We start from the raw sequence: 26,649 nt of genomic DNA on the forward strand, positions 1-26,649 counted from the left end.
GCGCGGGACGACGCCGGGACCGACGGCCGACGGCTGACGACCGACGGGCCGCCCGCTGCGGGACCGACTACCGCGCGGCCCCCGGGACGCCGCCGGTCGCGGTCTGGGCGGTGTCGGCGGCGTTGCCGGTGACGGTGCCGGTGGCCGTCTCGGTCACCTCGTCGAGCAGCGCGCCCGAGACGGGGAGCTGCGAAAGCTGGTCCGCGGGCTCCGCCGCGTGCGCGCCCGGAGCGGGGGAGACCAGGGCGGCGACGAACCCGGCGGCGAGGGAGGCGGCTGCGGCCATGCTTCGTTTCTTCATACCGTTACCAACGTGCGGGAGCCCGATGGGTCACGCACGTGCCGGAGTTCCGCGCCTGACCAGGCGGAACGCGCGGCCCGCCGGATCGGCGCAGCCCTGGGCGAGTGCCCCCGCCGACGCGGGCGCCCCCAGCGGGCACCCACGGCTGCCCCGGCGCCGGGACCGGGAACCGGCGACGGAGGGGCGCTCAGCCCGCCAGCACCCTGGCCCGGCACGTCGCCGGGGCGCCCCACGCGTCCCGCAGGGGGCGGGCCTTGCGGAGCCAGAGGGAGAGGTCCAGCTCCTGGGTGTAACCCACCGCCCCGTGCAGTTGGAGGGCCGTGCGGGCCGCCGCGCAGGCGGCCTCGCCCGTGGCCGCCTTCGCCCCCGCGACCTCCGCCCCGGACCTGCTCAGCGCCGCCCCGTACAGGAGCGGCCGGGCGAACTCCAGCCCGATCAACGTGTCCGCCAGCCGGTGCTTCACCGCCTGGAAGGCCCCGATCGGCGTCCCGAACTGCGTCCGCTGCTTCACGTACGCCACCGTCCGCGCCAGCAGCGCGTCCCCGACCCCGAGCGCCTGGGCGGCGGTCAGCAGCCTCGCCAACTCCCGTGCCGCGCCCGCCGCTCCGGCCGTGACGGGCAGCGCGTCGCCCGACCCCCGCACCGCGTACAGCCGGCGCGCCGCGTCCGCCGACACCCGCAGGTCCCCCCGCGCGGAGCCCGCCCGAGGCCGGGGCCCCAGCACGAACACCGCGTCCGCCGCGTCCGCGTCCAGCGCGTACCCGCCCTCCTCGGCCAGCGTCACCAGCGCGTCCCCGGCGGCGATCCTCGGCAGCCACTCCTTCGCCAGGTCCGGCGAACCGCCCAGCAGCACCGCCGCCGCAGCGGTCTCGACGTACGGGCCGGGGGCCGCGTGCCGCCCCAACTGGACGAAGGCGACGACGAGTTCCACCGGCAGCAGCCCGGCCCCCTCGTACGTCTCGGGGACGGCCAGCGCGAAGACCCCGGCCTCCGCGACCCGGCGCCACACCTCCAGGCCCGGCCCGTGCTCGCCGTTCTCCCACGCCCGCACCGCCCCCGGCGGGTCGGCGGCGGTCAGCATCGCGTCGAGCGAGCGGGCGAAGTCGGCCTGCTCGCGGGTCAGCAGGAAGCGCATCAGCGGCGTCCCTTCGGCAGGCCGAGCAGGCGCTCGGCGATGATGTCGCGCTGGATCTCGTTCGTACCGGCGTAGATGGGCCCGGCGAGCGCGAAGACGTGTCCCTCGGCCCATTCCCCCTCCGCCAGCTCGCCGTCCGCACCGAGCAGGTCGAGCGCGGTCTCGTGCAGGGCGATGTCGTACTCGGACCAGAAGACCTTGTTCAGGCTGGACTCCGCGCCGATGGTCTCCCCGGCGGCGAAGCGCGACGCGTTCGCCCAGGTGAAGAGCTGGTAGGCGCGCGCCCCGATCAGCGCGTCCGCGACCCGGTCGCGCGTCGCGGTGTCCGCCGGGTCGCCGAGCGCGCGCCAGTCGGCGGCGAGGCGGCCGGCGGCGGCCAGGAACCGCCCGGGGGAGCGCAGCATCAGCCCGCGCTCGTTGCCGGTGGTCGACATGGCGATCCGCCAGCCCTGCCCGGGCTCGCCGATCACGTCCTCGTCCGGGACGAAGACGTCGTCGAGGAAGAGCTCCGCGAAGGCGGGCCTGCCGTCCAGGCGGCCGATCGGCCGGACGGTGACGCCCGGCGCGCGCAGGTCGAACATCAGATACGTCAGCCCCCGGTGCGGCCGGTCCGCGTCCGGGTCGGTGCGGAAGATGCCGAAGGCCCGGTCGGCGAAGGCGGCCCGCGAGGACCACGTCTTCTGCCCCGAGAGCAGCCAGCCCCCCGCCGTGCGGACGGCGGTCGAGCGCAGCGAGGCCAGGTCCGACCCCGCCTCCGGCTCCGACCAGGCCTGCGCCCAGACGACCTCGCCCGTCGCCATCGGCGGCAGCACCCGCGCCCGCTGCTCCCGCGTGGCGTGGTCGAAGAGGGTGGGGGCGAGGAGGTTGATGCCGTTCTGCGAGACCCGGCCCGGCGCGCCCGCCGCGAAGTACTCCTCCTCGAAGATCAGCCACCCGAAGACGTCCACCCCCCGGCCCCCGTACTCCTCGGGCCACGACACGACCGACCAGCGGTCCGCCGCCAGCCGCGCCTCCCACGCGCGGTGGGCGGCGAAGCCCTCCTCGGTTTCGAGGGAGGGCAGGGGCTCGGCGGGCACGTTGGCGGCCAGCCAGGCGCGCGCCTCGGCCCGGAAGGCGTCCTGCCCGGCGCTGAAGTCGAGGTCCACGTCAGTTCCCCGGCCGCTTCGGGGAGCCCTGGCCGGCCTGCTTCATCGCCGCGACGTCCATGCCGCCCAGCGCGTCCTTCGCCGTCTCCGCGTTGTGCGCGTGGGCGAGGTGGTGCAGGCCGAAGACGGAGTCCATGCCGGTGTGCAGGCCCTGGAGGTCCTCGGCCTGGTTGACGGCGCGCTTGGCGAGGGCGAGCCCGAACCTCGGCATCCCGGCGATCCGTTCCGCCAACTCGCTCGTACGGTCGGCCAGTTCGGCCCGTTCCACGACCCGGTTGACCATCCCGACCTGGTACGCCCGGCGCGCGCTCATCCGCTCGCCGGTGAACAGGAACTCCTTGGCGACGCGCGGCGGCATCACCCACGGGTGCGCGAAGTACTCGACACCCGGAATCCCCATCCGCACCACCGGATCGGCGAAGAAGGCGTCGTCCGACGCCACGATGAGGTCGCACACCCACGCGAGCATCAGCCCGCCCGCCACGCACGCCCCCTGTACCGACGCCACCACCGGCTTCGGCAGCTCGCGCCAGCGCCGGCACATCCCGAGGTAGACCTCCGACTCGCGGGCGAACCGGCTCTCGGCGCCCGCCTTGTCCGAGTGGTCCCACCACAGGCCCGCCCTCCGCTCGAAGGGCAGGTGGGCGTCGCGCTCGGGGGTGCCGATGTCGTGACCGGCGCAGAAGTGGTCGCCGGAGCCGGCCAGCACGATCACCTTGACCTCGTCGTCCGCCGCGGCCCGGTAGAGGGCGGCGTCCAGGGCGTAGGTCATCGCGGAGTTCTGGGCGTTGCGGTACCGCGGGCGGTTGAGGGTCACGTACGCGACCGGTCCGCGCCGCTCGTACAGAACGGGCCCGGCGGCCGTGCCGGAGGCGGCGGGCGCGTCGGGTGCGTCGGACGCGGCGGGCGTACCGGACGTGTCGGGCGTCTCGGCTGTCATGGCAGAACCATCCTTCCCTAACAAGTGTTTGGTAGGTTAACGTACGGCCATGAGCAGCGTCGAGGAGTTCCGCACCGAGATCCGGGACTGGCTACGGGAGCAACTCGGCGGGGAGTTCGCCGGGTTGAAGGGCCGGGGCGGACCGGGCCGGGAGCACGAGGCCTTCGCCGAGCGCCTGGCCTGGGAGCGCCACATGGCCGCCCACGGCTGGACCTGCGTCGGCTGGCCGAGGGAGCACGGCGGCCGGGGCGCGAGCATCGAGGAGCAGATCGCCTTCCACGAGGAGTACGCCCTCGCCGACGCCCCCGCCCGCGTCAACCACATCGGCGAGCAGCTCCTCGGCCCGACCCTCATCGCGTACGGCACCGAGGAGCAGCAGGCCCGCTTCCTGCCGCCGATCGTCGCGGTCCAGGAGCTGTGGTGCCAGGGCTACAGCGAGCCCGACGCGGGCTCCGACCTCGCCAACGTCCGCACCCGGGCCGAGCTGGACCCGGGCGGCGGCACCTGGCGGGTGAACGGCCAGAAGATCTGGACCTCCCTCGCCCACGAGTCCCAGTGGTGCTTCGTCGTCGCCCGCACCGCACCGGGCTCCCGCCGCCACGCGGGCCTCTCCTACCTCCTGGTCCCCATGGACCAGCCGGGCGTCGAGGTCCGCCCCATCGTCCAGCTCACCGGCACCTCCGAGTTCAACGAGGTCTTCTTCGACGACGCCCGCACCGACGCCGCCCACGTGGTCGGCGCGGTCGGCGACGGCTGGCGGATCGCGATGGCCACCCTCGGTTTCGAACGCGGCGTCTCCACCCTCGGCCAGCAGGTCGGCTTCGCACGGGAGCTGGCGGCCCTGGTGGAACTGGCCCGGCACACCGGGGCCCTCGCCGACCCGCTGGTCCAGGACCGTCTCGTCCGCGCCTGGACCGGCCTGGAGGCGATGCGCGCACACGCCAGACGCGGCGACGTCTCGCCCTCCGTGGCCAAGAACCACTGGGCCCGCTGGCACCGCGACCTCGGCGAACTCGCCATGGACGTACGCGGCGCGGCCGCACTGCTGGCCGTGCCGGACGCGCGGCAGCCGTACGAACTCGACGACTGGCAGCGCCTCTTCCTCTTCGCCCGCGCCGACACCATCTACGCCGGCTCCGACGAGATCCAGCGCAACATCATCGCCGAGCGGGAGCTCGGACTTCCCAAGGAGGTACGGGCATGAGCAGGGCTCCCGCGTACGTGAAGGGGCACGGGCTGCTCGACGGCCGCGGCGCGGTCGTCACCGCCGCCGCCGGCGCCGGGATCGGCGGGGCGACCGCGCGCCGCTTCCTGGAGGAGGGCGCCCGCGTCGTCATCGGCGACGCGCACGCCCGGCGGCTGAAGGAGACCCACGAGGCACTGGCCGAGGAGTTCGGGGCCGAACGGGTCGCGTCGCTGCCCTGCGACGTGACGGACGAGGAGCAGGTGGGCGCCCTCCTCGCCCGCGCCGAACAGGCCCACGGCGGACTCGACGTCGTCGTGAACAACGCCGGGCTGGGCGGCACCGCGAACCTGGTCGACATGACCGACGACCAGTGGTCGAAGGTCCTGGACGTGACCCTGACCGGCACCTTCCGCTGCACCCGCGCCGCCCTGCGCTCCTTCAGGTCGGCGGGCCGCGGCGGCGTGATCGTCAACAACGCCTCCGTCGTCGGCTGGCGCGCCCAGGCCGGACAGGCCCACTACGCCGCCGCGAAGGCCGGCGTCATGGCGCTCACCCGGTGCGCGGCGGTCGAGGCGGCGGAGTTCGGCGTACGCGTCAACGCGGTCTCCCCGAGCCTGGCGATGCACCCGCACCTGGTGAAGGTGACGACACCGGAACTGCTGACGGAGCTGACCTCGAAGGAGGCCTTCGGCCGGTACGCCGAACCCTGGGAGGTCGCCAACGTCATCGTCTTCCTGGCCAGCGGCTACTCCTCGTACATGACGGGGGAGACCGTCTCGGTCAGCAGCCAGCATGCGTGAGCGCCGGACGACAATGGGCGGGTGCCTACCAAGAAGAAGCCCCAGGTGACCGCGTCGCCCGAGCGCCGCCGTGAACTCCTCGACACCGCGGCCGAAGTGTTCGCCGCGCAGGGGTACAACGCCACCACCGTCCGCAAGATCGCCGATGCCGCCGGGATGCTCGCCGGCAGCCTCTACTACCACTTCGATTCCAAGGAATCGATGCTCGACGAGATCCTCTCGACCTTCCTCACCGAACTGTGGGAGGGGTACGACACCGTGCTCGCCTCCTCCCTCGGCCCCCGGGAGACCATCGAGGCCCTCGTCACCGAGTCCTTCCGGGAGATCGACCGGCACCGCGCCGCCGTCGCCATCTACCAGAAGGAGTCCCGCCACCTCTCCGCCCAGCCCCGCTTCCACTACCTCGCCGACTCGCAGGCCAAGTTCGAGAAGGCGTGGCTGGGGACGCTGGAGCGCGGAGTGGCCGACGGAGTCTTCCGGGACGACCTCGACGTCCGCCTCACCTACCGCTTCGTGCGCGACACGGTGTGGGTGGCGGCGTCCTGGTACCGGCCCGGCGGACAGCACAGCCCCGAGGAGATCGCCCGCCAGTACCTGTCGATGGTGCTGGACGGGATCGCCGTACGCACCGCGTAACTCCCCCACCTCTCGTGAAACTGGAGTCGTCATGGCCGAGGCCTACATCGTCGAAGCGGTACGCACCCCGGTCGGCCGGCGCAAGGGCGGCCTCGGCGCCGTCCACCCGGCGGACCTGGGCGCGCACGTCCTGAAGGCCCTGGTCGAGCGGTCCGGCGTGGACCCCGGCCTGGTCGAGGACGTCGTCTTCGGCTGCCTGGACACGGTCGGCCCCCAGGCGGGCGACGTCGCCCGTACGTCGTGGCTCGCGGCCGGGCTCCCGGAGGAGGTGCCGGGCGTGACCGTCGACCGCCAGTGCGGCTCCTCCCAGCAGGCGGTGCACTTCGCGGCGCAGGGCGTCCTGTCGGGCACGCAGGACCTGGTGGTCGCGGGCGGCACCCAGAACATGACGCAGATCCCGATCGCCTTCGCCTCCCGCCAGGCGGCCGAGCCGCTGGGCCTGACGGAGGGCCCCTACCGGGGCTCCGAGGGGTGGCGCGCCCGGTACGGCGACGCTCCGGTGAACCAGTTCCACGGAGCCCAGCTCATCGCCGACAAGTGGGGGATCTCGCGCCGCGACATGGAGGAGTTCGCCCTGCGCTCGCACCAGCGGGCACTGCGCGCCGTCGACGAGGGCCGCTTCGAGCGGGAGATCGTGGCGTACGGGGACGTGGCGGCCGACGAGGGGCCGCGCCGCGACACCTCCCTGGAGAAGATGGCGGCCCTCCGGCCGGTGATGGAGGGCGGCACGATCACCGCCGCGTGCTCCTCGCAGGTCTCCGACGGGGCGGCGGCGATGCTGATCGCCTCCGAGCGGGCGGTACGGGAGTACGGACTGACGCCGCGTGCCCGGATCCACCATCTGTCGGTGCGGGGCGAGGACCCGATCCGGATGCTGTCGGCGCCGATCCCGGCGACGGCGTACGCGCTGAAGAAGACCGGGATGCGCATCCAGGACATCGACCTGGTCGAGATCAACGAGGCGTTCGCGCCGGTGGCCCTGGCGTGGCTGCAGGAGACCGGCGCGGACCCGGAGCGGGTCAACGTGAACGGCGGCGCGATCGCCCTCGGCCACCCGCTGGGCGCCACCGGGGTGAAGCTGATGACGACGCTGCTGCACGAGCTGGAGCGGACGGGCGGGCGGTACGGCCTCCAGACCATGTGCGAGGGCGGCGGCCAGGCGAACGTGACGATCATCGAGCGCGTGTAGGGCGGCGGTCGCCGAGGGCCTGTACGCGGCCGGGCACAGCGCCGTCGGCGTGTGCTCGCACGCGTACGCGAGCGGACTGCCGATCGCGGACGCCGTGTACGCAGGCAGGGGGGGGTGGGGGAGACGCAGCGAGGCGGGCTAGGGCAGACGCAGGCAGGCGAGTGAGGGAGGACGCAGCGAGGCGGGCAGGTGAACACAGGCCGTGCGGCGCCTGACCGGGCGCGTTCCACCGCGCGCCTGGTGCGGGAGCGTGCTACGGTAGAGGAGTTGCAGTTTTGGTACCCATGAACTTTATGTGCGCCTGACGAGAACTTCGGCAGGCGCACATTTGTTTTTCCGGTCATTGCCGGTTTCCGGCTCTCCGGATGGGGTCATTGCGGCGACGAGGAATTCGTGAAGTGCGGATTTCCGGCTCTGCCCCTGTTTTAGGAGATACAAAATGGCTACTGGCACCGTGAAGTGGTTCAACTCGGAAAAGGGCTTCGGCTTCATTGAGCAGGACGGCGGCGGCGCCGACGTCTTCGCCCACTACTCCAACATCGCCACCTCGGGCTTCCGCGAGCTCCAGGAGGGCCAGAAGGTTTCCTTCGACGTCACGCAGGGCCAGAAGGGCCCGCAGGCGGAGAACATCGTCCCGGCCTAGTCTGCCCGGACGCGCGAAGCCTCCAGCCGGGGCCCGCACCGTGAAGGTGCGGGCCCCGGCTTGCGTTGTGTTCGCGCAACTCGCGGAACACGGTCGCATTCCGCGACCGGCTTCCACCCCTCTCGGGGTGTCCCCAGGAAGAAGGCAATTACTGCATGACCCGTTTCGAACGATCCTCCTCCGAGCGCACCGGCCGTCCGGCGCGCAACCGACCGTCGAGTGCCGCCCCGTCCCGGGGCCGCGGCAAGGCTTCGACGAAGAATTCCGGCAAGGGCCCCGCCCGCCGGTCCACGCCGCCCCAGGGTGAATTCGCACTGCCGGAGTCCCTCACCCCCGCGCTGCCGTCGGTCGAGACTTTCGAAGCGCTGGACATGCCCGCCGCACTCCTCAAGACGCTCGCCGCGCAGGGGGTGACGGAGCCGTTCCCGATCCAGGGGGCGACCCTCCCGAACTCGCTCGCCGGCCGGGACATCCTGGGCCGCGGCCGTACGGGCTCCGGCAAGACGCTGGCCTTCGGCCTGGCGCTGCTCGCCCGCACGGCAGGCCGTCGCGCCGAGCCGCACGCGCCGCTCGCGCTGGTCCTCGTACCGACGCGGGAGCTGGCGCAGCAGGTCACGGACGCGCTCACGCCGTACGCGACCTCCGTCAACCTCCGGCTGACCACGGTCGTCGGCGGTATGTCGATCACCAAGCAGTCGAACGCGCTGCGCCGTGGCGCGGAGGTCCTGGTCGCCACCCCCGGCCGGCTGAAGGACCTCATCGAGCGCGGCGACGCCCGCCTCGACCAGGTCGCCATCACCGTCCTCGACGAGGCCGACCAGATGGCCGACATGGGCTTCATGCCGCAGGTCGTGGCGCTGCTCAAGCAGGTCGAGCCGGGCGGCCAGCGCATGCTCTTCTCGGCCACGCTCGACAAGAACATCGACAAGCTCGTCAAGATGTTCCTGACCGACCCGGTCGTGCACTCGGTCGACCCGTCGGCCGGTGCGGTCACGACGATGGACCACCACGTCCTGTACGTCATGGACGAGACCGAGAAGAAGGCCGTCGCGGCACGGATCGCCGCCCGCGAGGGCCGCGTGATCATGTTCGTGGACACCAAGCGCGCCGCCGACCGCTTCGCCAAGCGGCTGCTCTCCGCGGGCGTCTACGCGGCGGCCCTGCACGGCGGCCGTTCCCAGCCGCAGCGCAACCGCACGCTGGACCAGTTCAAGAACGGCAAGGTCACCGCGCTGGTGGCGACCAACGTGGCGGCCCGCGGCATCCACGTCGACGACCTCGACCTGGTCGTCAACGTCGACCCGCCGACCGACCACAAGGACTACCTGCACCGCGGTGGCCGCACGGCCCGCGCGGGCGAGTCCGGCGTCGTCGTCACGCTCGTCCTCCCCGAGGAGAAGCGTGAGATGACCCGGCTGATGAGTGACGCGGGCATCACGCCGCGCACCGCGCGGGTGAAGTCCACGGACGAGGAGCTGGCGACCATCACGGGCGCCCGCGAGCCGTCGGGCGTCGCGGTGGTCGTCGAGGTGCCGGTGCCCGTCCAGCAGCAGCCGGCGAAGCGCCGCCCCTCCTCCTCGTCCTCTTCCTCCGCGGACGGCCGCAGCCGCACGCGGGGTCGCCGGGGCGGCTCGGGTGCTTCGTCCGGTACGGCGTCGGGCGGGCGTCCGTCGCGCCCGGCACGCGGCGCGGCGCCGGCCGGGGGCCAGTCCCGTTCCGGCGGGGGCCGTACGGGTGCGGGCCAGGGCCAGTCGGGCGGCCAGCGCCGCACCGGCGGCAACCAGGGCCGCCGCCCGGCGGCCTGACCCCGCGCGGCACGGGAACCTGCGCGCCCATCCCCGCGCCCCTTCAGGGGCGCGGGGAACTGCGCGACCAGCCACGACGCTCCTGCACATTTCCCACCGGGCGGTACGCCCCGTCCAGGGGCGCGGGGAACTGCGCGCTCAGCCACGACGCATCCGCAGTGAACCCTGGGCAGCCGCGCGGCGAGCGCTTTAGGGAAAGGGGCGGGTCCGGGGCCTCTCTGCCCGAGCCGGGCGGGGCTGCCTGCCCGGTACCGGGGCTGAGCTCACGGCCTTGGCGGAGGAGCGTGCCCGGCACAGGCGCTCACGCAGGGGGGCGGCACCCGGGTGGGCCGGGAGCGGGAGGGGCCGCCCCCTTGCCCGCCCGTCCCGCCCCCTTGGGGCGGCCCCGTCGCCCAAGGAGGCGGGGGTGGCAGGGCGGCTGCGTCGCCGAAGGGGACGGGAGCGGGGGCGGCTGCGGAGCCCGAGGGGGCGGAGGCGGCTGCGGTACGCAAGGAGGCCGGTGTTGCCTCTCGCCCCCCCGGGGGTCACGTGGTGAGGTGGGATTGGAGGTCGCGCAGAGTCCTGCGGTCCAGGCCCAGGCCCCTCGTCAGGTACCCGTACAGGGAGCCGTATCGCCCACGCACCTCCGCCAGCGCCGTGTCCAGATACTCCGACCGCACCTCCTGCAACGGAATCAGCAGATCCGGATTCTGCATCATCCCCGCCTGCTCCAACCCCTCCCGCACCCTCCTGTCCGCCGCCGCCCTGATCGCGTTCGACGCCAAGTAGTCCTGCCGGGCCGTCCGCTCCGGGACGCCGAGCGCCCGCAGCAGCACGTACGTCGTCCAGCCCGTGCGGTCCTTGCCCGAGGTGCAGTGGAAGAGCACGGCGGACCGCGGGGAACTGCGGGCGAGGTCCCGGAAGGTCTTCGCGAACTGCGCCGTGTTCGCCGGATCGCTGATCAGCGTCCGGTACACCTTCTTCATCAGGTCGGACCCCTTGGACCCGCCCAGCGCCGCCTCCTGCCGCGCCGGGTCCCTGGAGGCGATGGCCGCCGTCATCTGCCCGTACAGCCCGCTGTCATTGACCGGCCGGGCGGTGGCGTCGAGCCCCGCCGGAAGCCGGTCCGGGCCGTCGGACCGGACCTCCACCGGCACCCGGTAGTCGATCACCGTGCCGAGCCGCAACCCGGCCAGGGTCGTGAGGTCCGGATCGGTGAGCCTGCCGAGCGCGTCGGCCCGGTAGACGAGTCCGTACCGGACCCGGTCCCCGCCGTGCGTGCGGTACCCGCCCACGTCGCGGACGTTGACCGCGCCCTGGAGCGGAATCTGCCGGATCGTGTTCGCGTGGTCGTGCCGGGAGGGGGACACGGTGCCGTGCGCCGGGGCCGGTGCGAGGGCCGCGGCGGGCGTCGCGCCGAGGACGAACGCGCCCGCGGCCGCGCCCACGGCCAGCCGTACCCGATTGCGGAGCGGACGGACCGGATGGACCGGACGGGTCGAACGGGCCGAGCGAATCGAGCGGATCGAACGGATCGAGCGGCTCATGCGGTCAACTCCTGTGCGGGAAAGGAGGATTCACCCTGGTGTCGGCAGGGTGCGGAACGCGTACAGCTCTTCGAGCGCGGCTTCGGCCTCGGCCATGACACGTGCCACTAGCTCCGCGCAGCTCGGCAGGTCCTCGATCAGGCCCGCCACCTGCCCCGACGCCATGACGCCGAGGTCGGTGCGGCCGTCGACCATCGAGGCCTTCAGCAGCATGGGGGTGTTGGCGGCCAGCAGGACCTGGCTCCAGGACAGGCTCCTGCCGTGCTTCATGGCGAGCCCGTCACGGACCATCCGCGGCCAGCTCAGCCCGGAGACCTTCCGGAAGGACGCCGCGCGCACCACTGCCTGCGCCAGCGCCCGCACCCGCCCGGACCGCTCCAGGGCCGTCACCAGCTCCGAGCGGAGCATCCGGTGCGGCATTCCGTCGACGGCCGTCGTGACGGTGACGTCCTTCACCGTCGCCGCCAGGTACTTCGCCTTCACCGCGTCCGGCACGGTGGAGTCCGAGGTGAGCAGGAAGCGGGTGCCCATGGCGACCCCGGCCGCCCCGTACGCCAGCGCGGCCACCAGCCCCCGCCCGTCGTGGAAGCCGCCCGCCGCGACCACCGGGATGTCCACGGCGTCCACCACCTGCGGCAGCAGTACGGTCGTCGCGACGTCGCCGGTGTGGCCGCCGCCCTCCCCGCCCTGCACGATCACGGCGTCCGCGCCCCACGCGGCCACCTTCTCCGCGTGCCGCTTGGCCCCGACGGAGGGGACGACGACGACCCCGGCGTCCTTCAGCTCGGCGATCAGCTCGCGCGAGGGGGCGAGCGCGAAGGACGCGACCTTCACGCCCTCCTCGACGATGATCCGCACCCGCTCCCGGGCGTCCCCGGCGTCCGCCCGCAGATTGACCCCGAAGGGCGCGTCCGTGCGGGACTTCACCTCCCGCACGGCGGCCCGCAGTTGCTCCACCGTCATGGTCGCGGAGGCGAGGACGCCGAGCGCGCCGGCGTTCGCGGTCGCCGAGACCAGGCGCGGTCCCGCCACCCACCCCATGCCGGTCTGCACGAGGGGGTGCCGGACGCCGACGAGCCGGGTGAACGCGGTCCCCAGCACGGGGGTTCCGGAGCCGCTCATACGGGCTTCACCTCACGGTCGCGGGTGTTCTGCGGGTCGACCACCTCGCGGATCAGCCGCAGTTCCTCGGCGGTCGGTTCGCGGGTGTACGGCACGTCGTCGGCCATCGCGAGGGCGAAACCGGTGGCCTCCCGGACCTGCGCCACGCTCACGCCCGGATGCAGCGAGGCGAGCCGCATCGAGCGGTCGGGGGTCTCGAAGTCGAAGACGCCGAGGTCGCTGACCACGCGCGGCAGCCGGTGGTAGCGGGTCGCGGAAGGACCGGCCGCCTCGGCGCTGTCGTGGCCGACCCCGCAGATCATGTCGACCTTCTCGACGAAGACCCGCGTCGAGTGCTTCGGCACCCAGTAACTGGTCGGGTTGTTCAGGGTGTTGGCCGGTGCGCCGCGCACGCCCAGCAGTTGCCGCGCGGGCCGCTCCCAGTCGCCGATGCAGGAGATGTTCTGGTTGCCGAACCGGTCGAGCTGGCTGGCCCCCATCATCACGTGCCGCCGGCCGCCGGTGACCATGGTCAGGTGGTGGCGGTACGGCAGCCAGCCCTCCGGCGTCCCGTCCAGGCCGACGATCATGGCCTCGCCGTCGGTGAGGAGCAGGTCGGGGGCGAAGGTGCGCTTGGCGAGGCGGGCACCGATGCCGGGGATCAGGCCCATCGGGCTGGCCAGCACCTCGCCGTTGTCGCGCCACGCCTCGGCGCAGGCGATCACGCAGTACTCGGCGCGCGAGACGGTGTCCGTGGGGGTCGGGGTGCTCACTTCGACTGCTCCTCGTGCCAGGCCTGGACCGCTGTCCGGTACGCCGACTCGTCCGCGCCGGACAGGAAGCGCTCGGCGAACTCGGGCCAGGGGGTGGTGGCGTACAGCTTCTGGAAGGCCTCGTCGCGTCCGTAGTCGGGGACGCAGGAGGTGAAGTGCGCGCCGTTCGGGGTCTCGACCACGCCGGTCACGGAGGTCCGCTTCAGCAGCAGCGACTGCGGGGCGGCCTCCTTCGTCAGCTCGGCGGTGTCGACGATCCGCTCGCAGGAGACGTACGCCGCGTCGGCGGCCTCGCAGAAGAGGTCGTCGAAGTAGGGGTCGGGGCCCAGGTACTGGCCGTTGCCGAGCCGGTCCGCGCGGTTCATGTGGACCAGGGCGGCGTCCAGGCGCAGGGCGGGCATCGCGACGAAGGTCTCCCCGTCGTCGTACGGCGAGGTGACCGTGCGGAGCTGGGGGTTGACCCGCATCACGTCCGAGCCGATGCCGGCCCGCACGGGCAGGAAGGGCAGCCGGTTCGCGGCGGCGTGCAGCCCCCACATGAACATCGCCTCGTCGACCTCGGTGAGTTCGAACGCCCCCTCCTGGCGGGCGGTGCGGAAGTGCGGCTCCAGGGCGATGGAGTCGAGCGTCGCGAACGCCGCCACCAGCCTGCGAATGCGCCCGGCGGCCGCGAGGAGGCCGACGTCGGGTCCGCCGTACGAGACGACGGTCAGGTCGGTGAGGTCGCTGCGCAGGACGGCGCGGACCAGGGCCATCGGTTTGCGGCGCGAGCCCCAGCCGCCGATGCCGATCGTCATGCCGCTGCGCAGGCGGGAGACGACCTCGTCGGGGGTCATCGTCTTGTCGGTCACGTGCTCTTCTCCTTGCCGAATTCGTTCCGTACGCGGTCGGCGGTGCCGCTGAGGTTGGCCTCGAAGGTGAAGCCCTGCTCGAAGCGGTAGCTGCGGCGGACGTCGACGGGGTCGATGCCGTTGATGGCGGCCTTGGCGAGGCGGATCAGGTGGCCGTCCTTGCGGGCGATCTCGCACGCCAACTCCAGCGCCGCGTCATGGAGTTCACCGCGCGGTACGACCTTCCACACCGACCCGTGGTGGTGCAGTTCCCGCGCGGTGGCGGTGCGCGAGGTGTAGTACAGGGCGCGCATCAGGTGCTGCGGGACCAGCCGGGCGAGGTGGGTGGCCGCGCCGAGCGCGCCCCGGTCCAGCTCGGGCAGGCCGAAGGTGGCGTCGTCGGAGGCGACGATCGCGTCCGCGTTGCCGACGAGGCCGATCCCGCCGCCCAGGCAGAACCCGGCGACGGCCGCGACGACCGGGACCTCGCACTCGTACACGGCGGCGAAGGCCTCGGCGCAGCCGCCGTTCGCGCCGATGAGGGCCGTGTGGCCGCCGCCCGCGGCGCTCTCGCGCTGCATCTCCTTGATGTCGACGCCCGCGTTGAAGCCCCGGCTGCCGGGCGGGGCGGTGAGCACGACGCAGCGCACGCCGGGGTCGCGCCCGGCTGCTCGTACGGCGTCGGCCAGGTCGTACCAGCCCTGGACGGGCAGGGCGTTGACCGGCGGGAAGTCGACGGTGACGACGGCGACGCCGCCGTGGAGGCCGGAGGGGCCGGGGCGGGAGGTGGAGACACCCATGAATGGATCAGCTACCTTTCCACCAAACATTTGTTAGGTGCTTGTTCGTGTAGGGAAGGTAGCAGCGAATGGAACTGGACGGGAGGGTCGCCGTCGTCACAGGCGGCACCCGGGGAGTCGGCGCGGGCATCGCGCGGGCCTTCCTGGCGGCGGGGGCACGGGTCGTGGTCTGCGCGCGGCGACCGCCGGACGAGCCGGTGGAGGCGGCGGGCCGCGAGGCCGAGTTCCGGTCGGTGGACCTGCGTGCGGCGCAGGCCGTCGAAGCCTTCCTCGCGGGCGTGGTGGAGTCGTACGGACACCTGGACGTGCTGGTCAACAACGCCGGCGGCACCCCGTACCGGCTCCTCGCGGACGGCGGCCCCGAGCGGCACGCCCGCGTGATCGAGTTGAACCTCCTCGCCCCGCTGAACGCCGCACTGGCCGCGCATCCGCACCTGAAGCGGGCGCGCGGATCGATCGTGATGATCGGCAGCGTGAGCGGTACGCGCCCCTCGCCGGGGACGGCCGCGTACGGGGCCGCGAAGGCCGGGCTGGAGAACCTCACGCGGTCCATGGCCGTGGAGTGGGCCCCGGAGGTACGGGTGAACACCCTGGTCCTCGGGATGGTGCGGACCGAGCTGTCGCACCTCCACTACGGCGACGAGGACGGCCTCGCGGCGGTCGCGCGGACGATTCCGGCGGGCCGGATGGCCCGGCCGTCCGACATCGGCGACGCGGCGGTCTTCCTCGCGTCGGACCGGGCGGCGTACGTCAACGGGGCCTCGCTGCTCGTGCACGGGGGCGGCGAGCGCCCCGCCTTCCTCGATGCCGCGAATGCGAACAAGTCCGAAGCCGAAGGGAACTGACATGGGTATCGCCGAGGGACGCGTCGTGGTCGTGACCGGTGCGGGACGGGGCCTGGGCCGCGCCCACGCCCTCGCCTTCGCCGCCGAGGGGGCGAAGGTCGTCGTCAACGACCTGGGCGTGAGCGCGGACGGGGCGGGCGCCTCGCAGAGCCCCGCGGAGGAGGTCGTCGCGGAGATCCGCGCGGCGGGCGGCGGGGCGGTCGCGCACGGCGGCGACATCGCCACGACGGAGGGCGCGGCGTCGCTGGTGGCCACGGCCGTCGACGTGTTCGGCGGCCTCGACACCCTGGTCAACAACGCGGGCTTCCTGCGCGACCGGATGCTGGTCAACCTGGACGAGGACGACTGGGACGCGGTGCTGCGCGTGCACCTGAAGGGCCACTTCCTGGTGCTGAAGCACGCGGCGCAGTGGTGGCGGGCGGAGGCGAAGGCCGGACGCCGGCGGGCGGCCCGTGTCGTCAACACCAGTTCCGGCGCGGGGCTGCTGGGGAGCGTCGGGCAGGGCAACTACTCCGCCGCGAAGGCCGGGATCGTCGGCCTGACCCTGGTCGCCTCCGCCGAGATGGGCCGGTACGGGGTCCAGGTCAACGCCCTCGCCCCGGCGGCCCGTACCCGTATGACGGAGCAGACCTTCGCCGAGACGATGGCCGCCCCGGAGGTCGGAGCCTTCGACGCGATGGCCCCCGAGAACGTCTCGCCGCTGGTGGTGTGGCTGGGCTCCGATGCCTCGGCGGGCGTCACGGGCCGCGTCTTCGAGGCCGAGGCCGGCCGGATCACGGTGATGGAGGGCTGGCGTCCGGGCCCGACGGCGGACAAGGGCGCGCGGTGGACCCCGGCGGAGGCGGGGGAGGCGGCGTCGAAGCTGCTGGCGCGGGCGGAGGCTCCGATGCCGGTGTACGGGGCGCGGTAGCGGCCGCCCGCGCCCTGGGGGCGATCGCGCATTCCGAGCCGTCGGCGGGTTCCGTCACCGTGTACTCGTGGAAGGTGCGCCGGAAGCGGGTGTGCCCGGTCTCGGCGGAGTGCGTGAACTGCCAGGCGGCGACGCCCATGGGGGTTTCCCCGGTGCCGGACGCCGCCCCGCAGTCGGCGTCGTCGCCGGACACGCAGACCGCTTCGTACTCGGGCTCAGACAGCGGGTCGGGGGCGATGCGGTACGGCACGAAGCGCAGGGACTTGCGTACGGTCATCACCGGCCGCCGAACATGCGGCGCTGCCGGTTGTACTCGGCGACGCGTGCGCTCAACTCGGCGGAGATGGTGGGCTGTTCGGTGTCTTCCTCGTCCTCTTCCCCGCCCTTCGGGGCGGGGAAGGCGGCCGGCTCGTGGGGGAGGTGCAGGGTCCCCTCCGTGCCGTACTCGGCGGTCAACGCGGCGAGCCAGGCGCGGGCGGTGCTGGGCATGGGTGACTCCTCTCCGTAGTGGGTTCACTACTGGGGAGGTTCAGCGTGGCGTGTACCGGGCATGACCTCAACGTGTCGGATGCGGACGGAAAGTTGGTGTCGAGCCTTTGAACATCAAGGAGTTGAACCCGGAGAGTTCCCCGCAAGCGGCGTTCGGTGCACGTCTCCGGGCTGCGCGCCTGGAGCACAACTGGCGGCAGGAAGAATTAAGTGAGCGCACGGGCTACTCCAGTACGCACATCTCCGCCGTCGAAACTGGTCGCAAGATGCCAACCTTGCGGTTCGTGAGGTGCGTTGATTTGGCCTTCGGGACCGGGGACCACTTCGAGCGTGAGTGGCGTCAGATGCGGCACGGCAGTCTGTTGGAGGGCTTTCCGGAGTATGTGAGTCACGAGGGACGGGCGGCAGAGATCCGGCTCTACGAGGTGGGGGTCGTCCCGGGCCTGCTCCAGACGCCGGAATACGCGGCCGTCATCAACGCCGCTGCCGTCCGCCGAGGTGCGCTTACGTCGCAGCAGGCGGATGAACGGGTTTCCGTCGTGGCGGAACGGCAGAGGCTGCTCACTCGGGCTCAGCCCCCGCTCTTCTTCGCTGTGCTGGATGAGAGTTGTATTCGGCGTCCCGTCGGTGGGCGAGAGGTGATGGATGCGCAATTCGCGCGGCTGATCGAGTTCGCCGAGCTGCCGAACACGGTGCTTCAGGTCGCCCCGTTCGTCATGGGCGAGCGTCGGCCAATGAGCCTTCCGGTCACGGTGTTGACGATGCCGGACCGTTCACTCATGTCGTACGCGGAGTCGTCACAGCGAGGGCACCTTGAACGAGAAGGCACTGCCGTGTTGCCGATGCTGACGGCCTACCATCAGCTACAGGCCGAAGCGCTTTCGCAAGCGGAATCCGTGGCCATGATCGAGCAGGTACGAAAGGGCACTCCGTGACGATCGAAACTCTCCACTGGTTCAAGTCCTCCTACAGCGAAAACGGCGGCCAGTGCGTTGAGATCGCGGCCGACCTTGCCGCCTCACACGGCGTGGTCCCGGTTCGCGACTCGAAGAACCGCAACGGCTCCACCCTGGGCCTGACCGCCCACGCCTTCTCCACCTTCATCACCGGCATCAAATCGGGCGACCTCCAGGCTCGTTGAGCAACGAGACCCGCCGCCCCGCATCCGCGAGGGCGGCGGTCTCGCCCCGCCGGGCCACGGCCTCTAGCATCGGCAGTAGTCCGAAGCGTGCTCGCAGGCATGGCGTCCGGAAGGGGCCCCCGATGACCGAGGCCGTCCAAGCGCTCCACTGGCGCAAGTCCATGTACAGCAGCAATGGCGGAGACTGCGTCGAGATCGCCACCCCACCGGACGCAGTCCTCATCCGCGACTCCAAGAATCCGGACGGCCCGCGCCTGGGACTGACGACCCACACCTTCGCCGCCTTCCTCACCGGCATCAAGTCGATGCGGCAGACGCAGGGCGCGGCCGTTACGCCGGGGTGATGAGGATGCCGGGCAGGGTGCCGTTCCGCACGGCGTCCTGGTCGGCGGACACACCCGTGTAGGCGCCCACGGCGGCGAAGACGAGTTCGGGGAGGCGTGCGCCGTGCTCCTCGTAGTAGGCGACGACCTCGTCCTCAGCGGCTTCGGGCATCGACGGGTACACCGCCCCCGCGGCGTGGAGCGCCGCATCGAGGGGTGAGCCCTGGCCCGTGTCGGTGCCGAAGTCGGCCCGGTGGGCGCGGGCGCCGGGGGCGTGGATGATCAGGGCCGGCGGGTTGTACCGGTTGGCGGTCAGGCAGACGATCTCCTCGCCCTCGCAGGGGAGCATCGACGCGGCCTTGCCCTGGTAGCCGGTGGCCCAGGTCGCCATGCCCCAGTGCTCCACCACGTACGTCCACTCACCGCACGTGCCGTACACGGCGCAGTTGGGCAGAGGGGAGTGGTGCCCCAACTGCCCTGCGGGGAGCGTCAGTTCTCGGCTCGGGAGGCGCGCGGCCAGTTCGTCGAAGTCGGCGCCCAGGTTGATGAGGAACTCGTCGGTCCCCACGCCCCGGGCCAAGGTCAGCGAGATGCCGCCGGTCGTGCCGGGTGTGCCCGAAGGAGGGGTGGGGTGGAGTGCGCCCATCCACGCGATGCCGTCGCCCATGGCGCGAAGGGTATCGGCCGTGCGCGGGCGGCGGGCAGGCGGCTGCGGCTCCGGGGGCCGTTACTGGGCGGCCCCCCGCTTGAGCCGCTCCACCACGCTCAGGAAGAGGTTGAGGTTGGCGATGTCGTGCGTGCTCGCCGAGTCGCCGACCGAGCGCTTCCTGACGTCGTTGAAGTACAGCTTCGCGTCGTACGTCCAGTGGTTGGCGATCTCCGTCCACGCGGCCGTGCGCTTCCGGCCCGTCACGCCCTGCCGGTCCACCGTGAACGCCCCGAACGACACGCTTTCGCCGCGTTCGATCCGCGCCAGGACGGGCAGAAGATGCGTCTTCGTGATGCTGTCCTGGATGAAGTCGCCCCAGTCGCCCGGGTAGAGGAACGGAGGCCCCTGCACCACCTCGGCAATGCCGTGCAGCTGCTTGTCGCCCTCGCGGAAGGTGCGGCCGCCGGGGCCTATGCTGACCCCCACGCCCCTCCCGTCGATGAGGGTGTGACTGGAGTCCGTCAAGCCGCCGTTGACGGAACGCCGGTACACCAGGACGCGGGTGTCCGCCCAGTTGCGCGTGATCTCGGAGCCGGCCCGGGTGTCGCTGATGACGACCCCGCCCACGTAGAGGTAGAGGCGGCTGTCCTTCCACTTCCGGTACCGCAGGCCCCCGTACGGGACGAACGTCCAGCCCGCCCATTGCCCCAGGTCCGCGTGCGCGGCGAGGGCGGCGACGGAAGCGGTCGGCGGTTCGGTGAGATCGGGCCTCTGTGCCATGCGGTCGTGTTCCCCCTGAGATGGCGGAGGACCGGAGAGTCCTCCAACTCGTGTACGCCGAAAGGTAATTCAGCGGCCACCGGAGGCGGAACCCGTACGGGCTCCCGGGCTCCGGGTGATATCCACTGGATGCCGGACCCGCCCCGGTGGTGGGATGCCCCCATGAACGACCTCTCTCCCGCCCTCGACCTGGGCGATCACGCCGGGACCCGCACCCCCTGGGACGACCCCGACTGGCAGCGGCGGGCCCTCGGCTGGGCGGAGCGGGCCGTGGCGGACGCCGGGCTCCGGGAGGACACCGCCCGGCGGCGCGGCGTACGCCTCCGGCCCTGGTCGGTGCTCGTCCGCATGCCCCTGCGCGGCGGCGGCAACGCCTGGTTCAAGGCGAATCCGCCCGCCTCCGCCTTCGAGGCCGGGCTCGGCGAGGCGCTCGCCCGGTGGGCGCCGGAGCACGTCCTGCACCCGTACGCCGTCGACGCCGAGCGGGGCTGGGCCCTGTGGCCCGACGGGGGTCCCCTCTTCGCCGACGTGCTCGACGCGCAGCCCGAGCCGGACGCCCGCGCCTGGGAGGAACCGCTGCGCCAGTACGCCGTCATGCAGCGCGCCCTGATCCCGTACGCCGACCAGGCGGAGGCCCTGGGCGTGCCCGGCCTGCGCACCGCCGCGCTGGTGGAGACGTACGCACGCATGGTCGGCACCTGCGCGGCCCTCCCGGCGGACGAGCGGACGGACCTGCTCGCGCGGACCGGCCTGGTCGCGGACTGGTGCGCGGAGCTGGCGGACCTCGGCATCCCCGCCGCCCTCGACCACTCCGACCTGCACGAAGGGCAGGTCTTCGCCCCGGGGGCGGCCCACCCCGACCGGTACGCCTTCTTCGACTGGGGCGACGCCGTCGTCGGGCATCCCTTCGCGAGCCTCCTCGTCAACTCCCGCTTCGTCCAGGGGCGTTACGGGAGCGACGCACTGCCCCGGCTGCGCGACGCCTACCTGGAGCCGTGGAGCGGTGACGGGCACAGCGCCGCCGAGCTCCGCCGCGCGGTGAGCCTGGCCTGCCGCCTCGGCGCGGTGGGCCGGGCGGGGGCCTGGGGGCGGCTGTTCCCGGGGGCGGCGGCGGGCGACGGCACGGACGTGGCGCGCTGGCTGCGCGAGCTGTTCCGGGAGCCGCTGCTGTAGGGGAGCGGCGGAGTGGGGCGAGCCGGAAGCGCTCCCGGTCCGCCCCTTCCCGGTGGCGTGGCGCGTCCGCCCGGAAGCCCCCGCCCCCTTTCCCGGCCAGTGGGAATTCGGCCTCCCCGGCGGTGGCGGCCCCCGCTTAGCCTCGCCGCAACGCACCGCCCCACCGCCCTGGAGGACCGCTCCCATGCTCGACGACCGCCGGAGGCTGGAGGCCGCGGAGCTGCTGCGCTCCGCCGAGCACAGCCGGACGCCCGTCGCCCCCCTCGCGGGGAGCGACGCCTTTGCCGGGATCTCCACCGAGGACGCGTACGAGATCCAGCTCCTCAACATCCGGCAGCGCGTCGCCGCCGGGGCGCGGATCACCGGCCACAAGGTGGGGCTCTCGTCCTCCGTGATGCAGCAGATGATGGGCGTCGACGAGCCCGACTACGGGCACCTCCTCGACGGCATGGAACTGTCCGAGGACAAGCCCGTGCCCGTCGCCCGCTACTGCGCGCCCCGCATCGAGGTCGAGGTCGGCTTCGTGCTCGGCGACGACCTGCCGGGCGAGGGCTGCACCGTGGCGGACGTGCTCGCGGCGACCGAGCGCGTCGTACCGGCCATCGAGCTGATCGACAGCCGGATAGCGGACTGGCGGATCACCATCGCCGACACCATCGCCGACAACGCCTCGTCCGCCGGATACGTCACCGGTGACGGGCGCGACCCGCGCGAGCTGGACCTGCGCGGCATCGACGCCACCCTCCGGTGCGGGGGCGAGGTGATCACGCGGGGGCGCAGCGACGCCGTGCTCGGCGATCCCGCCGCTTCCGTCGCCTGGCTCGCCCGCACCGTCGCCCGCTTCGGAGTGCCGTTGCGCAAGGGGCACCTGGTGCTGCCGGGGTCCTGCACGCGCGCCGTCGACGTGGTCGCGGGCAGGACCTGCACCGCCGAGTTCTCCGGACTCGGCTCCGTCTCCCTCTCCTTCAGCTGAGGAACGTACGCGATGAACCAGGAAGCCCCCGCCCGTACCGGCCCCGCCGGCAGGACTCGTGCCCGGAAGGCCACCGCCGCCATCGTCGGCTCCGGCAACATCGGCACCGACCTGCTCCACAAGCTCCAGCGCTCCGCGCACATCGAGCCGCGCTGGATGATCGGCGTCGACCCGGCGAGCGAAGGTCTCGCGCGGGCGCGGAAGCTGGGCGTCGAGGCCAGTCACGAAGGGGTCGACTGGCTGCTCTCCCGGGACGAGAGGCCGGACCTCGTCTTCGAGGCGACCAGCGCGTACGTCCACCGGGCCAACGCCCCGCGCTACCGCGAACTCGGCATCAGGGCCGTCGACCTGACCCCCGCCGCCGTCGGCCCCGCCGTGGTCCCGCCCGCGAACCTCACCGCCCACCTCGACCAGGACAACGTCAACATGATCACCTGCGGGGGACAGGCCACCATCCCCATGGTGTACGCCGTCTCGCGGGTCGTGCCGGTCGCGTACGCGGAGATCGTCGCCTCGGTCGCCTCCGTGTCCGCCGGGCCCGGGACCAGGGCGAACATCGACGAGTTCACCCGGACCACCGCGCGCGGCATCGAGGAGATCGGCGGCGCGGGGCGGGGCAAGGCGATCATCGTCCTCAACCCCGCCGACCCACCGGTCGTCATGCGCGACACCGTCTTCTGCGCCGTCCCCGAGGACGCCGACCGCGAGGCGATCGTCGCCTCCGTGAAGCAGGTCGCCGAGGACGTCACGACGTACGTGCCCGGCTACCGGCTGCGCACCGAGCCGCAGTTCGACGAGCCGTCCGCGATGAACGGAGGCATGGCCCGCGTCGCGATCTTCCTGGAGGTCGAGGGCGCCGGCGACTTCCTGCCGCCGTACGCCGGGAACCTCGACATCATGACCGCCGCCGCGACCAAGGTCGGCGAGGAGTTCGCGAAGGGGATGCGGGCATGACCGGCAGGACGTACACCGCGAGCACGACCGGCACCTACTCCGCCGCCCTCGACGTCCGCATCACCGACTCCTCCCTGCGCGACGGCTCGCACGCCAAGCGCCACCAGTTCACGGGCGAGGACGTACGGAACGTCGTCGGGGCCCTGGACGGGGCCGGGGTGCCCGTCATCGAGGTCACCCACGGCGACGGGCTCGGGGGGTCGTCCTTCAACTACGGCTTCTCCAGGACGCCCGAGCAGGAGTTCATCAAGATCGCCGTCGACACGGCGCGACGGGCGAAGATCGCCTTCCTGATGCTGCCGGGGCTCGGCGTCAAGGACGACATCCGGGCGGCCCACGGCAACGGCGGCAGCGTCTGCCGGATCGCCACGCACTGCACCGAGGCCGACATCTCCGTCCAGCACTTCGGGCTGGCCCGGGAGATGGGCCTGGAGACCGTCGGCTTCCTGATGATGGCCCACTCCACCACGCCGGAGAACCTCGCCCGGCAGGCGCGGATCATGGCGGACGCCGGCTGCCAGTGCGTGTACGTCGTCGACTCGGCCGGCGCGATGGTCATGGACGACGTGACCGACCGGGTGGCGGCGCTGGTCGCGGAGCTGGGCGGCGACGCCCAGGTCGGCTTCCACGGGCACGAGAACCTGGGGCTCGGGGTCGGGAACTCGGTCGCCGCCGTGCGCGCCGGCGCCCTCCAGATCGACGGCTCGACCCGGCGGCTGGGGGCTGGGGCCGGAAACACCCCCGTCGAGGCCTTCGCGGCCGTCTGCCAGAAGATGGGCATCCGCACCGGCATCGACGTACTCAAGATCATCGACGCGGCGGAGGACGTCGTGCGGCCCGTCATGGACGACGAGTGCCTGCTCGACCGCATGTCGCTGATGATGGGCCACGCCGGCGTCTACTCCAGCTTCCTCAAGCACGCCTACCGGCAGGCCGGACGCTACGGCGTCTCCGGGGCCCGCATCCTGCTGCGCGCGGGCGAGCGCGGGCTCGTCGGCGGCCAGGAGGACCAACTGATCGACATCGCAGTGGAACTCGCGGCAGAATCCGGCCGGTCGCCGCACGCGGCCGTCAAGTAGGGGGAGAACCATGTCTGTTCAGCAGCACGACGTGTCGCAGCCCGAGGCGGACGTACGCGTCATCGAGGCCGGGGCCCCGCCCGCCCGCTTCGCGCGCGGCTGGCACTGCCTGGGACTGGCCGAGACCTTCCGGGACGGCGCCCCGCACGAGATTCAGGCCTTCGGCACCAAGCTCGTCGTCTTCCAGGGCGAGGACGACGGCGAACTCCACGTCCTGAACGCCTACTGCCCGCACATGGGCGGCAACCTCGCCCACGGCACCGTCAAGGCCAATGCCGTCGCCTGCCCCTTCCACGACTGGCGCTGGGCGGGCAACGGCAGGTGCGCCGGCATCCCCTACGCCCGCCGCGTCCCCGCGCGCGCCAAGACCCGCGCCTGGCCGACCCTGGAGCGCAACAAGCAGCTCTACGTGTGGAACGACCCGGAGGGCTCCAAGCCCACCGAAGAGGTCACCATCCCCGAGATCGAGGGCGTCCACGGCCCCGGCGCGGACGAGTGGAGCGACTGGTCCTGGCACTCCCTGCGCGTCGAGAACTCCAACTGCCGGGAGATCGTGGACAACGTCGTCGACATGGCGCACTTCTACTACGTGCACTACGCCTTCCCGGAGTACTTCAAGAACGTCTTCGACGGGCACGTCGCCACCCAGTACATGGAGTCCTCGCCCCGGCCGGACATCGACCTGGGCACGCTGTCGGCCACCGGCGGGCTGCGCTCCGACGCCTCGTACCACGGGCCCTCGTACATGATCGACAAGCTGTGGGCGGACGTCGGGGGCGGGCAGGAGATGGAGTCCGTGCTCATCAACTGCCACTACCCGATCGACGCGAACAGCTTCGTGCTGATGTACGGCGCGATCGTCAAGAAGCTGCCCGGGATGACGGACGAGCAGGCCGCCCAGGCGGCGCGGACCACCTCGGAGGGCCTGGCCGTCGGCTTCGAGCAGGACGTGGAGATCTGGAAGAACAAGACCCGGATCGACAACCCGCTGCTGACGGAGGAGGACGGCCCGGTCTACCAGCTTCGGCGCTGGTACGAGCAGTTCTACGTGGACGCCGCCGACGTCAAGGACGAGATGGTCCGGCGCTTCGAGTTCGAGATCGACACCACTCGCGCCAACGAGGCGTGGCGGGCCGAGGCGGCGGCGAACATCGCGGCGCGCGAGGGTGCGGCGAGTGCGGCGGCTGCTCCGGGTACCTCGGGCGCTTCGGGTGCTCCGGGCGCGGCGGGGGCCGATGGGGCGGGGGCCGGTTCGTGATGAGGGCCGTCGAGTGCGGGGCCTGCGGGAATCAGGTCCTGTGCGAGAAGTTCAGCCCCGCCCATACGCAGGTCCAGTGGACGGACGAGGCCGCACAGGTCTGCCCCCGCATCCGGGAGGAGGTGGCGGCCGGGGTGCTGAGCGCCCGGGCGCGGTCCTGCGGAGAACTGCGGGACTCCATCGACGCCGCCGTCGCCTCCGGGCTGCTGGAGGTGGGCGGCACATGAGCGGGGCCGTGAAGGTGCGGGTCGCGGAGGTCGTACGGGAGACGGACGACGCCGTGTCGCTCGTGCTGGACGCCCGCCTTCCGTACGCGCCGGGGCAGTTCCTCACGGTGCGCGTCCCGGGCGGGGCCGCCCGCTGCTACTCCCTGGCCAGCTCCCCGCACACCGGGGAGCCCATGAAGGTCACGGTGAAGAGGGTGGCCGGCGGCCTCGGCTCCGGCTGGGTCTGCGAGACGGTGGCCGCCGGGGACGAACTGGAGGTGCTCGCCCCGGCGGGCGCCTTCACCCCGGGCGACCTGGACCGCGACGTGGTCCTGGTCGCCGGGGGCAGCGGCATCACGCCGTGCATGTCCATCCTCAAGTCCGTGCTGAGCGCGGGGCGGGGGAGCGTGGTCCTGCTGTACGCGAACCGCGACCAGGGGTCGGTGATCTTCCGGGACGAGCTGTGGGGGCTGGCCGAGGCCCACTCGGGGCGGCTCGCCGTCGTGCACTGGCTGGAGTCCCTCCAGGGGCTGCCGACCGCGTCGATGCTGGGCACGGCACTCGCGCCGTACGCCGCCCGGGACGCGTACCTGTGCGGGCCGGTGCCGCTGATGGACGCGGCGGAGGCGGCGCTGCGGGGGGCGGGGGCGCGGGTCGTGCACCGGGAGAAGTACTTCTCGCTGGCGGACGACGTCTTCGGCCGGGAGCCGGTGGCCGTCGCCTCGGACGGGTCGTTCGTGGCCGGTGTCTCGCTGGACGGCGAGGCGCACGAGGTGGGGTGGGCGCAGGACGTCCCACTGCTCGACGCGATGCTGGCGGCGGGGCTCGACGCGCCGTTCTCCTGCCGGGAGGGGGCGTGCAGCGCGTGCTGCTGCCGGGTCGTCTCGGGCGAGGTGAAGATGCTGCGCAACGAGGTGCTGGACGAGGAGGACCTGGCGGAGGGCTACGTCCTGGCGTGCCAGGCGCTGCCGCTGAGCGCGAGGGTGGAGATCGCGTACGAGTAGGGCCCCGCGGCCCCTTGGAAGGCCCCGCGGCCCCTTGGAGGTCCCCGCGTCCCCG

The 26,649-nt window shown here is 72.6% G+C and carries 30 protein-coding genes; 18 read left to right on the forward strand and 12 right to left on the reverse strand.

The window, feature by feature from the left end; all coding sequences use genetic code 11:
• Positions 1-67: 67 nt before the first annotated feature.
• From ACIP93_RS11720 to ACIP93_RS11735, 4 genes are all read right to left on the reverse strand, one after another.
• The gene (locus ACIP93_RS11720; protein ID WP_345223909.1) at positions 68-286 is read right to left on the reverse strand and encodes a hypothetical protein; all 219 of its coding nucleotides are present in this window, start codon (positions 284-286) and stop codon (positions 68-70) included.
• Positions 287-488: 202 nt separating this feature from the next.
• The gene (locus tag ACIP93_RS11725; protein ID WP_401757638.1) at positions 489-1,436 is read right to left on the reverse strand and encodes an acyl-CoA dehydrogenase family protein; all 948 of its coding nucleotides are present in this window, start codon (positions 1,434-1,436) and stop codon (positions 489-491) included.
• Positions 1,436-2,581 (reverse strand): acyl-CoA dehydrogenase family protein, encoded by a 1,146-nt coding sequence (locus ACIP93_RS11730; protein ID WP_345223913.1) that lies wholly within the window; start codon positions 2,579-2,581, stop codon positions 1,436-1,438. Before ACIP93_RS11730 ends, ACIP93_RS11725 begins: the two co-directional genes overlap by 1 nt.
• Before the next feature lies 1 nt (position 2,582).
• On the reverse strand, positions 2,583-3,521 hold the full coding sequence (locus ACIP93_RS11735) for an enoyl-CoA hydratase (RefSeq protein WP_401757641.1): 939 nt from the start codon (positions 3,519-3,521) through the stop codon (positions 2,583-2,585).
• A 49-nt stretch (positions 3,522-3,570) separates the two neighbouring features.
• Here ACIP93_RS11735 and ACIP93_RS11740 point away from each other — a divergent pair, with 49 nt between their 5' ends.
• The 6 genes from ACIP93_RS11740 to ACIP93_RS11765 all read left to right on the forward strand — a co-directional run bounded on the left by ACIP93_RS11740 (position 3,571) and on the right by ACIP93_RS11765 (position 9,780).
• Positions 3,571-4,725, forward strand: coding sequence for an acyl-CoA dehydrogenase family protein (locus tag ACIP93_RS11740; RefSeq protein ID WP_401757642.1), 1,155 nt, complete (start codon positions 3,571-3,573; stop codon positions 4,723-4,725).
• Entirely contained in the window at positions 4,722-5,507 is a 786-nt protein-coding gene (locus ACIP93_RS11745) for an SDR family oxidoreductase (RefSeq protein WP_401757644.1), read from the forward strand. Before ACIP93_RS11740 ends, ACIP93_RS11745 begins: the two co-directional genes overlap by 4 nt.
• A gap of 21 nt (positions 5,508-5,528) precedes the next feature.
• The gene (locus tag ACIP93_RS11750) at positions 5,529-6,143 is read left to right on the forward strand and encodes a TetR/AcrR family transcriptional regulator (RefSeq protein WP_345223922.1); all 615 of its coding nucleotides are present in this window, start codon (positions 5,529-5,531) and stop codon (positions 6,141-6,143) included.
• Between the two features lie 31 nt (positions 6,144-6,174).
• A complete protein-coding gene (locus tag ACIP93_RS11755) occupies positions 6,175-7,332 on the forward strand; it encodes an acetyl-CoA C-acetyltransferase (RefSeq protein WP_401757646.1) in 1,158 nt (385 codons plus the stop codon).
• A gap of 439 nt (positions 7,333-7,771) precedes the next feature.
• Entirely contained in the window at positions 7,772-7,975 is a 204-nt protein-coding gene (locus tag ACIP93_RS11760; RefSeq protein ID WP_003969786.1) for a cold-shock protein, read from the forward strand.
• A 155-nt stretch (positions 7,976-8,130) separates the two neighbouring features.
• Positions 8,131-9,780 carry a DEAD/DEAH box helicase gene (locus ACIP93_RS11765; protein WP_345223928.1) on the forward strand — a complete coding sequence of 550 codons (1,650 nt, stop codon included), beginning with the start codon at positions 8,131-8,133 and terminating at the stop codon, positions 9,778-9,780.
• A 524-nt stretch (positions 9,781-10,304) separates the two neighbouring features.
• On the opposite strand, the gene ACIP93_RS11770 is transcribed toward ACIP93_RS11765, so the two are convergent.
• From ACIP93_RS11770 to ACIP93_RS11790, 5 genes are read right to left on the reverse strand one after another with little or no spacing between them, the layout of a single operon-like run.
• Entirely contained in the window at positions 10,305-11,306 is a 1,002-nt protein-coding gene (locus tag ACIP93_RS11770) for a tyrosine-protein phosphatase (RefSeq protein ID WP_401757648.1), read from the reverse strand.
• Positions 11,307-11,336: 30 nt separating this feature from the next.
• A complete protein-coding gene (locus tag ACIP93_RS11775; RefSeq protein ID WP_401757951.1) occupies positions 11,337-12,404 on the reverse strand; it encodes an NAD(P)H-dependent flavin oxidoreductase in 1,068 nt (355 codons plus the stop codon).
• Positions 12,405-12,424: 20 nt separating this feature from the next.
• Positions 12,425-13,180, reverse strand: coding sequence for a CoA-transferase subunit beta (locus tag ACIP93_RS11780; RefSeq protein ID WP_401757650.1), 756 nt, complete (start codon positions 13,178-13,180; stop codon positions 12,425-12,427).
• Complete coding sequence (locus tag ACIP93_RS11785) at positions 13,177-14,031, reverse strand: CoA transferase subunit A (protein WP_401757652.1); 855 nt, start codon at positions 14,029-14,031, stop codon at positions 13,177-13,179. Before ACIP93_RS11785 ends, ACIP93_RS11780 begins: the two co-directional genes overlap by 4 nt.
• On the reverse strand, positions 14,028-14,810 hold the full coding sequence (locus ACIP93_RS11790; RefSeq protein WP_401757654.1) for an enoyl-CoA hydratase family protein: 783 nt from the start codon (positions 14,808-14,810) through the stop codon (positions 14,028-14,030). The genes ACIP93_RS11785 and ACIP93_RS11790 overlap by 4 nt, the downstream gene beginning before the upstream one ends.
• A 68-nt stretch (positions 14,811-14,878) precedes the next feature.
• Here ACIP93_RS11790 and ACIP93_RS11795 point away from each other — a divergent pair, with 68 nt between their 5' ends.
• Together ACIP93_RS11795 and ACIP93_RS11800 are read left to right on the forward strand one after the other, a co-directional pair.
• On the forward strand, positions 14,879-15,655 hold the full coding sequence (locus tag ACIP93_RS11795; RefSeq protein WP_401757656.1) for an SDR family oxidoreductase: 777 nt from the start codon (positions 14,879-14,881) through the stop codon (positions 15,653-15,655).
• A 1-nt stretch (position 15,656) separates the two neighbouring features.
• Complete coding sequence (locus ACIP93_RS11800) at positions 15,657-16,565, forward strand: SDR family oxidoreductase (RefSeq protein WP_401757658.1); 909 nt, start codon at positions 15,657-15,659, stop codon at positions 16,563-16,565.
• A gap of 276 nt (positions 16,566-16,841) precedes the next feature.
• Here ACIP93_RS11800 and ACIP93_RS11805 read toward each other — a convergent pair whose 3' ends face one another.
• Positions 16,842-17,054: a hypothetical protein gene (locus tag ACIP93_RS11805; RefSeq protein ID WP_401757660.1), complete on the reverse strand. Its 213-nt coding sequence runs from the start codon at positions 17,052-17,054 to the stop codon at positions 16,842-16,844.
• Positions 17,055-17,161: 107 nt separating this feature from the next.
• Here ACIP93_RS11805 and ACIP93_RS11810 point away from each other — a divergent pair, with 107 nt between their 5' ends.
• From ACIP93_RS11810 to ACIP93_RS11820, 3 genes are all read left to right on the forward strand, one after another.
• Positions 17,162-17,989, forward strand: a complete 828-nt coding sequence (locus ACIP93_RS11810) for a helix-turn-helix domain-containing protein (RefSeq protein ID WP_401757662.1) — start codon at positions 17,162-17,164, stop codon at positions 17,987-17,989.
• On the forward strand, positions 17,986-18,195 hold the full coding sequence (locus ACIP93_RS11815) for a DUF397 domain-containing protein (protein ID WP_401757663.1): 210 nt from the start codon (positions 17,986-17,988) through the stop codon (positions 18,193-18,195). The genes ACIP93_RS11810 and ACIP93_RS11815 overlap by 4 nt, the downstream gene beginning before the upstream one ends.
• Positions 18,196-18,317: 122 nt before the next feature.
• Positions 18,318-18,539 carry a DUF397 domain-containing protein gene (locus ACIP93_RS11820; RefSeq protein ID WP_401757665.1) on the forward strand — a complete coding sequence of 74 codons (222 nt, stop codon included), beginning with the start codon at positions 18,318-18,320 and terminating at the stop codon, positions 18,537-18,539.
• Here the strand turns inward: ACIP93_RS11820 and ACIP93_RS11825 are convergent.
• Both ACIP93_RS11825 and ACIP93_RS11830 read right to left on the reverse strand, forming a co-directional pair.
• A complete protein-coding gene (locus ACIP93_RS11825; RefSeq protein WP_401757667.1) occupies positions 18,526-19,185 on the reverse strand; it encodes a hypothetical protein in 660 nt (219 codons plus the stop codon). The two genes, ACIP93_RS11820 and ACIP93_RS11825, sit on opposite strands and share 14 nt — an antisense overlap.
• A gap of 60 nt (positions 19,186-19,245) precedes the next feature.
• The gene (locus tag ACIP93_RS11830) at positions 19,246-19,947 is read right to left on the reverse strand and encodes a DUF6585 family protein (RefSeq protein ID WP_401757669.1); all 702 of its coding nucleotides are present in this window, start codon (positions 19,945-19,947) and stop codon (positions 19,246-19,248) included.
• Positions 19,948-20,109: 162 nt separating this feature from the next.
• Between ACIP93_RS11830 and ACIP93_RS11835 the strand changes: the two genes are divergently transcribed.
• The 7 genes from ACIP93_RS11835 to ACIP93_RS11865 all read left to right on the forward strand — a co-directional run bounded on the left by ACIP93_RS11835 (position 20,110) and on the right by ACIP93_RS11865 (position 26,594).
• The gene (locus tag ACIP93_RS11835) at positions 20,110-21,120 is read left to right on the forward strand and encodes an aminoglycoside phosphotransferase family protein (protein ID WP_401757671.1); all 1,011 of its coding nucleotides are present in this window, start codon (positions 20,110-20,112) and stop codon (positions 21,118-21,120) included.
• A 184-nt stretch (positions 21,121-21,304) separates the two neighbouring features.
• The gene (locus ACIP93_RS11840; protein WP_401757673.1) at positions 21,305-22,093 is read left to right on the forward strand and encodes a 2-keto-4-pentenoate hydratase; all 789 of its coding nucleotides are present in this window, start codon (positions 21,305-21,307) and stop codon (positions 22,091-22,093) included.
• A gap of 12 nt (positions 22,094-22,105) precedes the next feature.
• Positions 22,106-23,047 (forward strand): acetaldehyde dehydrogenase (acetylating), encoded by a 942-nt coding sequence (locus ACIP93_RS11845; protein WP_401757675.1) that lies wholly within the window; start codon positions 22,106-22,108, stop codon positions 23,045-23,047.
• Positions 23,044-24,126 carry a 4-hydroxy-2-oxovalerate aldolase gene (gene dmpG, locus ACIP93_RS11850; RefSeq protein WP_401757676.1) on the forward strand — a complete coding sequence of 361 codons (1,083 nt, stop codon included), beginning with the start codon at positions 23,044-23,046 and terminating at the stop codon, positions 24,124-24,126. Before ACIP93_RS11845 ends, dmpG begins: the two co-directional genes overlap by 4 nt.
• 10 nt (positions 24,127-24,136) lie before the next feature.
• Positions 24,137-25,384, forward strand: a complete 1,248-nt coding sequence (locus tag ACIP93_RS11855) for a Rieske 2Fe-2S domain-containing protein (RefSeq protein ID WP_401757678.1) — start codon at positions 24,137-24,139, stop codon at positions 25,382-25,384.
• Positions 25,384-25,611 carry a hypothetical protein gene (locus ACIP93_RS11860; protein WP_345223969.1) on the forward strand — a complete coding sequence of 76 codons (228 nt, stop codon included), beginning with the start codon at positions 25,384-25,386 and terminating at the stop codon, positions 25,609-25,611. Before ACIP93_RS11855 ends, ACIP93_RS11860 begins: the two co-directional genes overlap by 1 nt.
• A complete protein-coding gene (locus ACIP93_RS11865) occupies positions 25,608-26,594 on the forward strand; it encodes a 2Fe-2S iron-sulfur cluster-binding protein (RefSeq protein ID WP_401757680.1) in 987 nt (328 codons plus the stop codon). The genes ACIP93_RS11860 and ACIP93_RS11865 overlap by 4 nt, the downstream gene beginning before the upstream one ends.
• Positions 26,595-26,649 lie beyond the last annotated feature (55 nt).

It is taken from the genome of Streptomyces sp. NPDC088745 (assembly GCF_044751045.1).
GTDB lineage: Bacteria > Actinomycetota > Actinomycetes > Streptomycetales > Streptomycetaceae > Streptomyces > Streptomyces cremeus.

Coding starts and splice junctions, on each gene's coding strand:
- ACIP93_RS11860 (WP_345223969.1), top strand. CDS start 25,384: ATGAGGGCCGTCGAGTGCGGGGCCTGCGGGAATCAGGTCCTGTGCGAG.
- ACIP93_RS11820 (WP_401757665.1), top strand. CDS start 18,318: ATGACCGAGGCCGTCCAAGCGCTCCACTGGCGCAAGTCCATGTACAGC.
- ACIP93_RS11760 (WP_003969786.1), top strand. CDS start 7,772: ATGGCTACTGGCACCGTGAAGTGGTTCAACTCGGAAAAGGGCTTCGGC.
- ACIP93_RS11740 (WP_401757642.1), top strand. CDS start 3,571: ATGAGCAGCGTCGAGGAGTTCCGCACCGAGATCCGGGACTGGCTACGG.
- ACIP93_RS11755 (WP_401757646.1), top strand. CDS start 6,175: ATGGCCGAGGCCTACATCGTCGAAGCGGTACGCACCCCGGTCGGCCGG.
- ACIP93_RS11845 (WP_401757675.1), top strand. CDS start 22,106: ATGAACCAGGAAGCCCCCGCCCGTACCGGCCCCGCCGGCAGGACTCGT.
- ACIP93_RS11720 (WP_345223909.1), bottom strand. CDS start 286: ATGGCCGCAGCCGCCTCCCTCGCCGCCGGGTTCGTCGCCGCCCTGGTC.
- ACIP93_RS11770 (WP_401757648.1), bottom strand. CDS start 11,306: ATGAGCCGCTCGATCCGTTCGATCCGCTCGATTCGCTCGGCCCGTTCG.
- ACIP93_RS11865 (WP_401757680.1), top strand. CDS start 25,608: ATGAGCGGGGCCGTGAAGGTGCGGGTCGCGGAGGTCGTACGGGAGACG.
- ACIP93_RS11795 (WP_401757656.1), top strand. CDS start 14,879: ATGGAACTGGACGGGAGGGTCGCCGTCGTCACAGGCGGCACCCGGGGA.
- dmpG (WP_401757676.1), top strand. CDS start 23,044: ATGACCGGCAGGACGTACACCGCGAGCACGACCGGCACCTACTCCGCC.
- ACIP93_RS11835 (WP_401757671.1), top strand. CDS start 20,110: ATGAACGACCTCTCTCCCGCCCTCGACCTGGGCGATCACGCCGGGACC.
- ACIP93_RS11765 (WP_345223928.1), top strand. CDS start 8,131: ATGACCCGTTTCGAACGATCCTCCTCCGAGCGCACCGGCCGTCCGGCG.
- ACIP93_RS11805 (WP_401757660.1), bottom strand. CDS start 17,054: ATGCCCAGCACCGCCCGCGCCTGGCTCGCCGCGTTGACCGCCGAGTAC.
- ACIP93_RS11790 (WP_401757654.1), bottom strand. CDS start 14,810: ATGGGTGTCTCCACCTCCCGCCCCGGCCCCTCCGGCCTCCACGGCGGC.
- ACIP93_RS11745 (WP_401757644.1), top strand. CDS start 4,722: ATGAGCAGGGCTCCCGCGTACGTGAAGGGGCACGGGCTGCTCGACGGC.
- ACIP93_RS11855 (WP_401757678.1), top strand. CDS start 24,137: ATGTCTGTTCAGCAGCACGACGTGTCGCAGCCCGAGGCGGACGTACGC.
- ACIP93_RS11735 (WP_401757641.1), bottom strand. CDS start 3,521: ATGACAGCCGAGACGCCCGACACGTCCGGTACGCCCGCCGCGTCCGAC.
- ACIP93_RS11825 (WP_401757667.1), bottom strand. CDS start 19,185: ATGGGCGACGGCATCGCGTGGATGGGCGCACTCCACCCCACCCCTCCT.
- ACIP93_RS11725 (WP_401757638.1), bottom strand. CDS start 1,436: ATGCGCTTCCTGCTGACCCGCGAGCAGGCCGACTTCGCCCGCTCGCTC.
- ACIP93_RS11830 (WP_401757669.1), bottom strand. CDS start 19,947: ATGGCACAGAGGCCCGATCTCACCGAACCGCCGACCGCTTCCGTCGCC.
- ACIP93_RS11840 (WP_401757673.1), top strand. CDS start 21,305: ATGCTCGACGACCGCCGGAGGCTGGAGGCCGCGGAGCTGCTGCGCTCC.
- ACIP93_RS11800 (WP_401757658.1), top strand. CDS start 15,657: ATGGGTATCGCCGAGGGACGCGTCGTGGTCGTGACCGGTGCGGGACGG.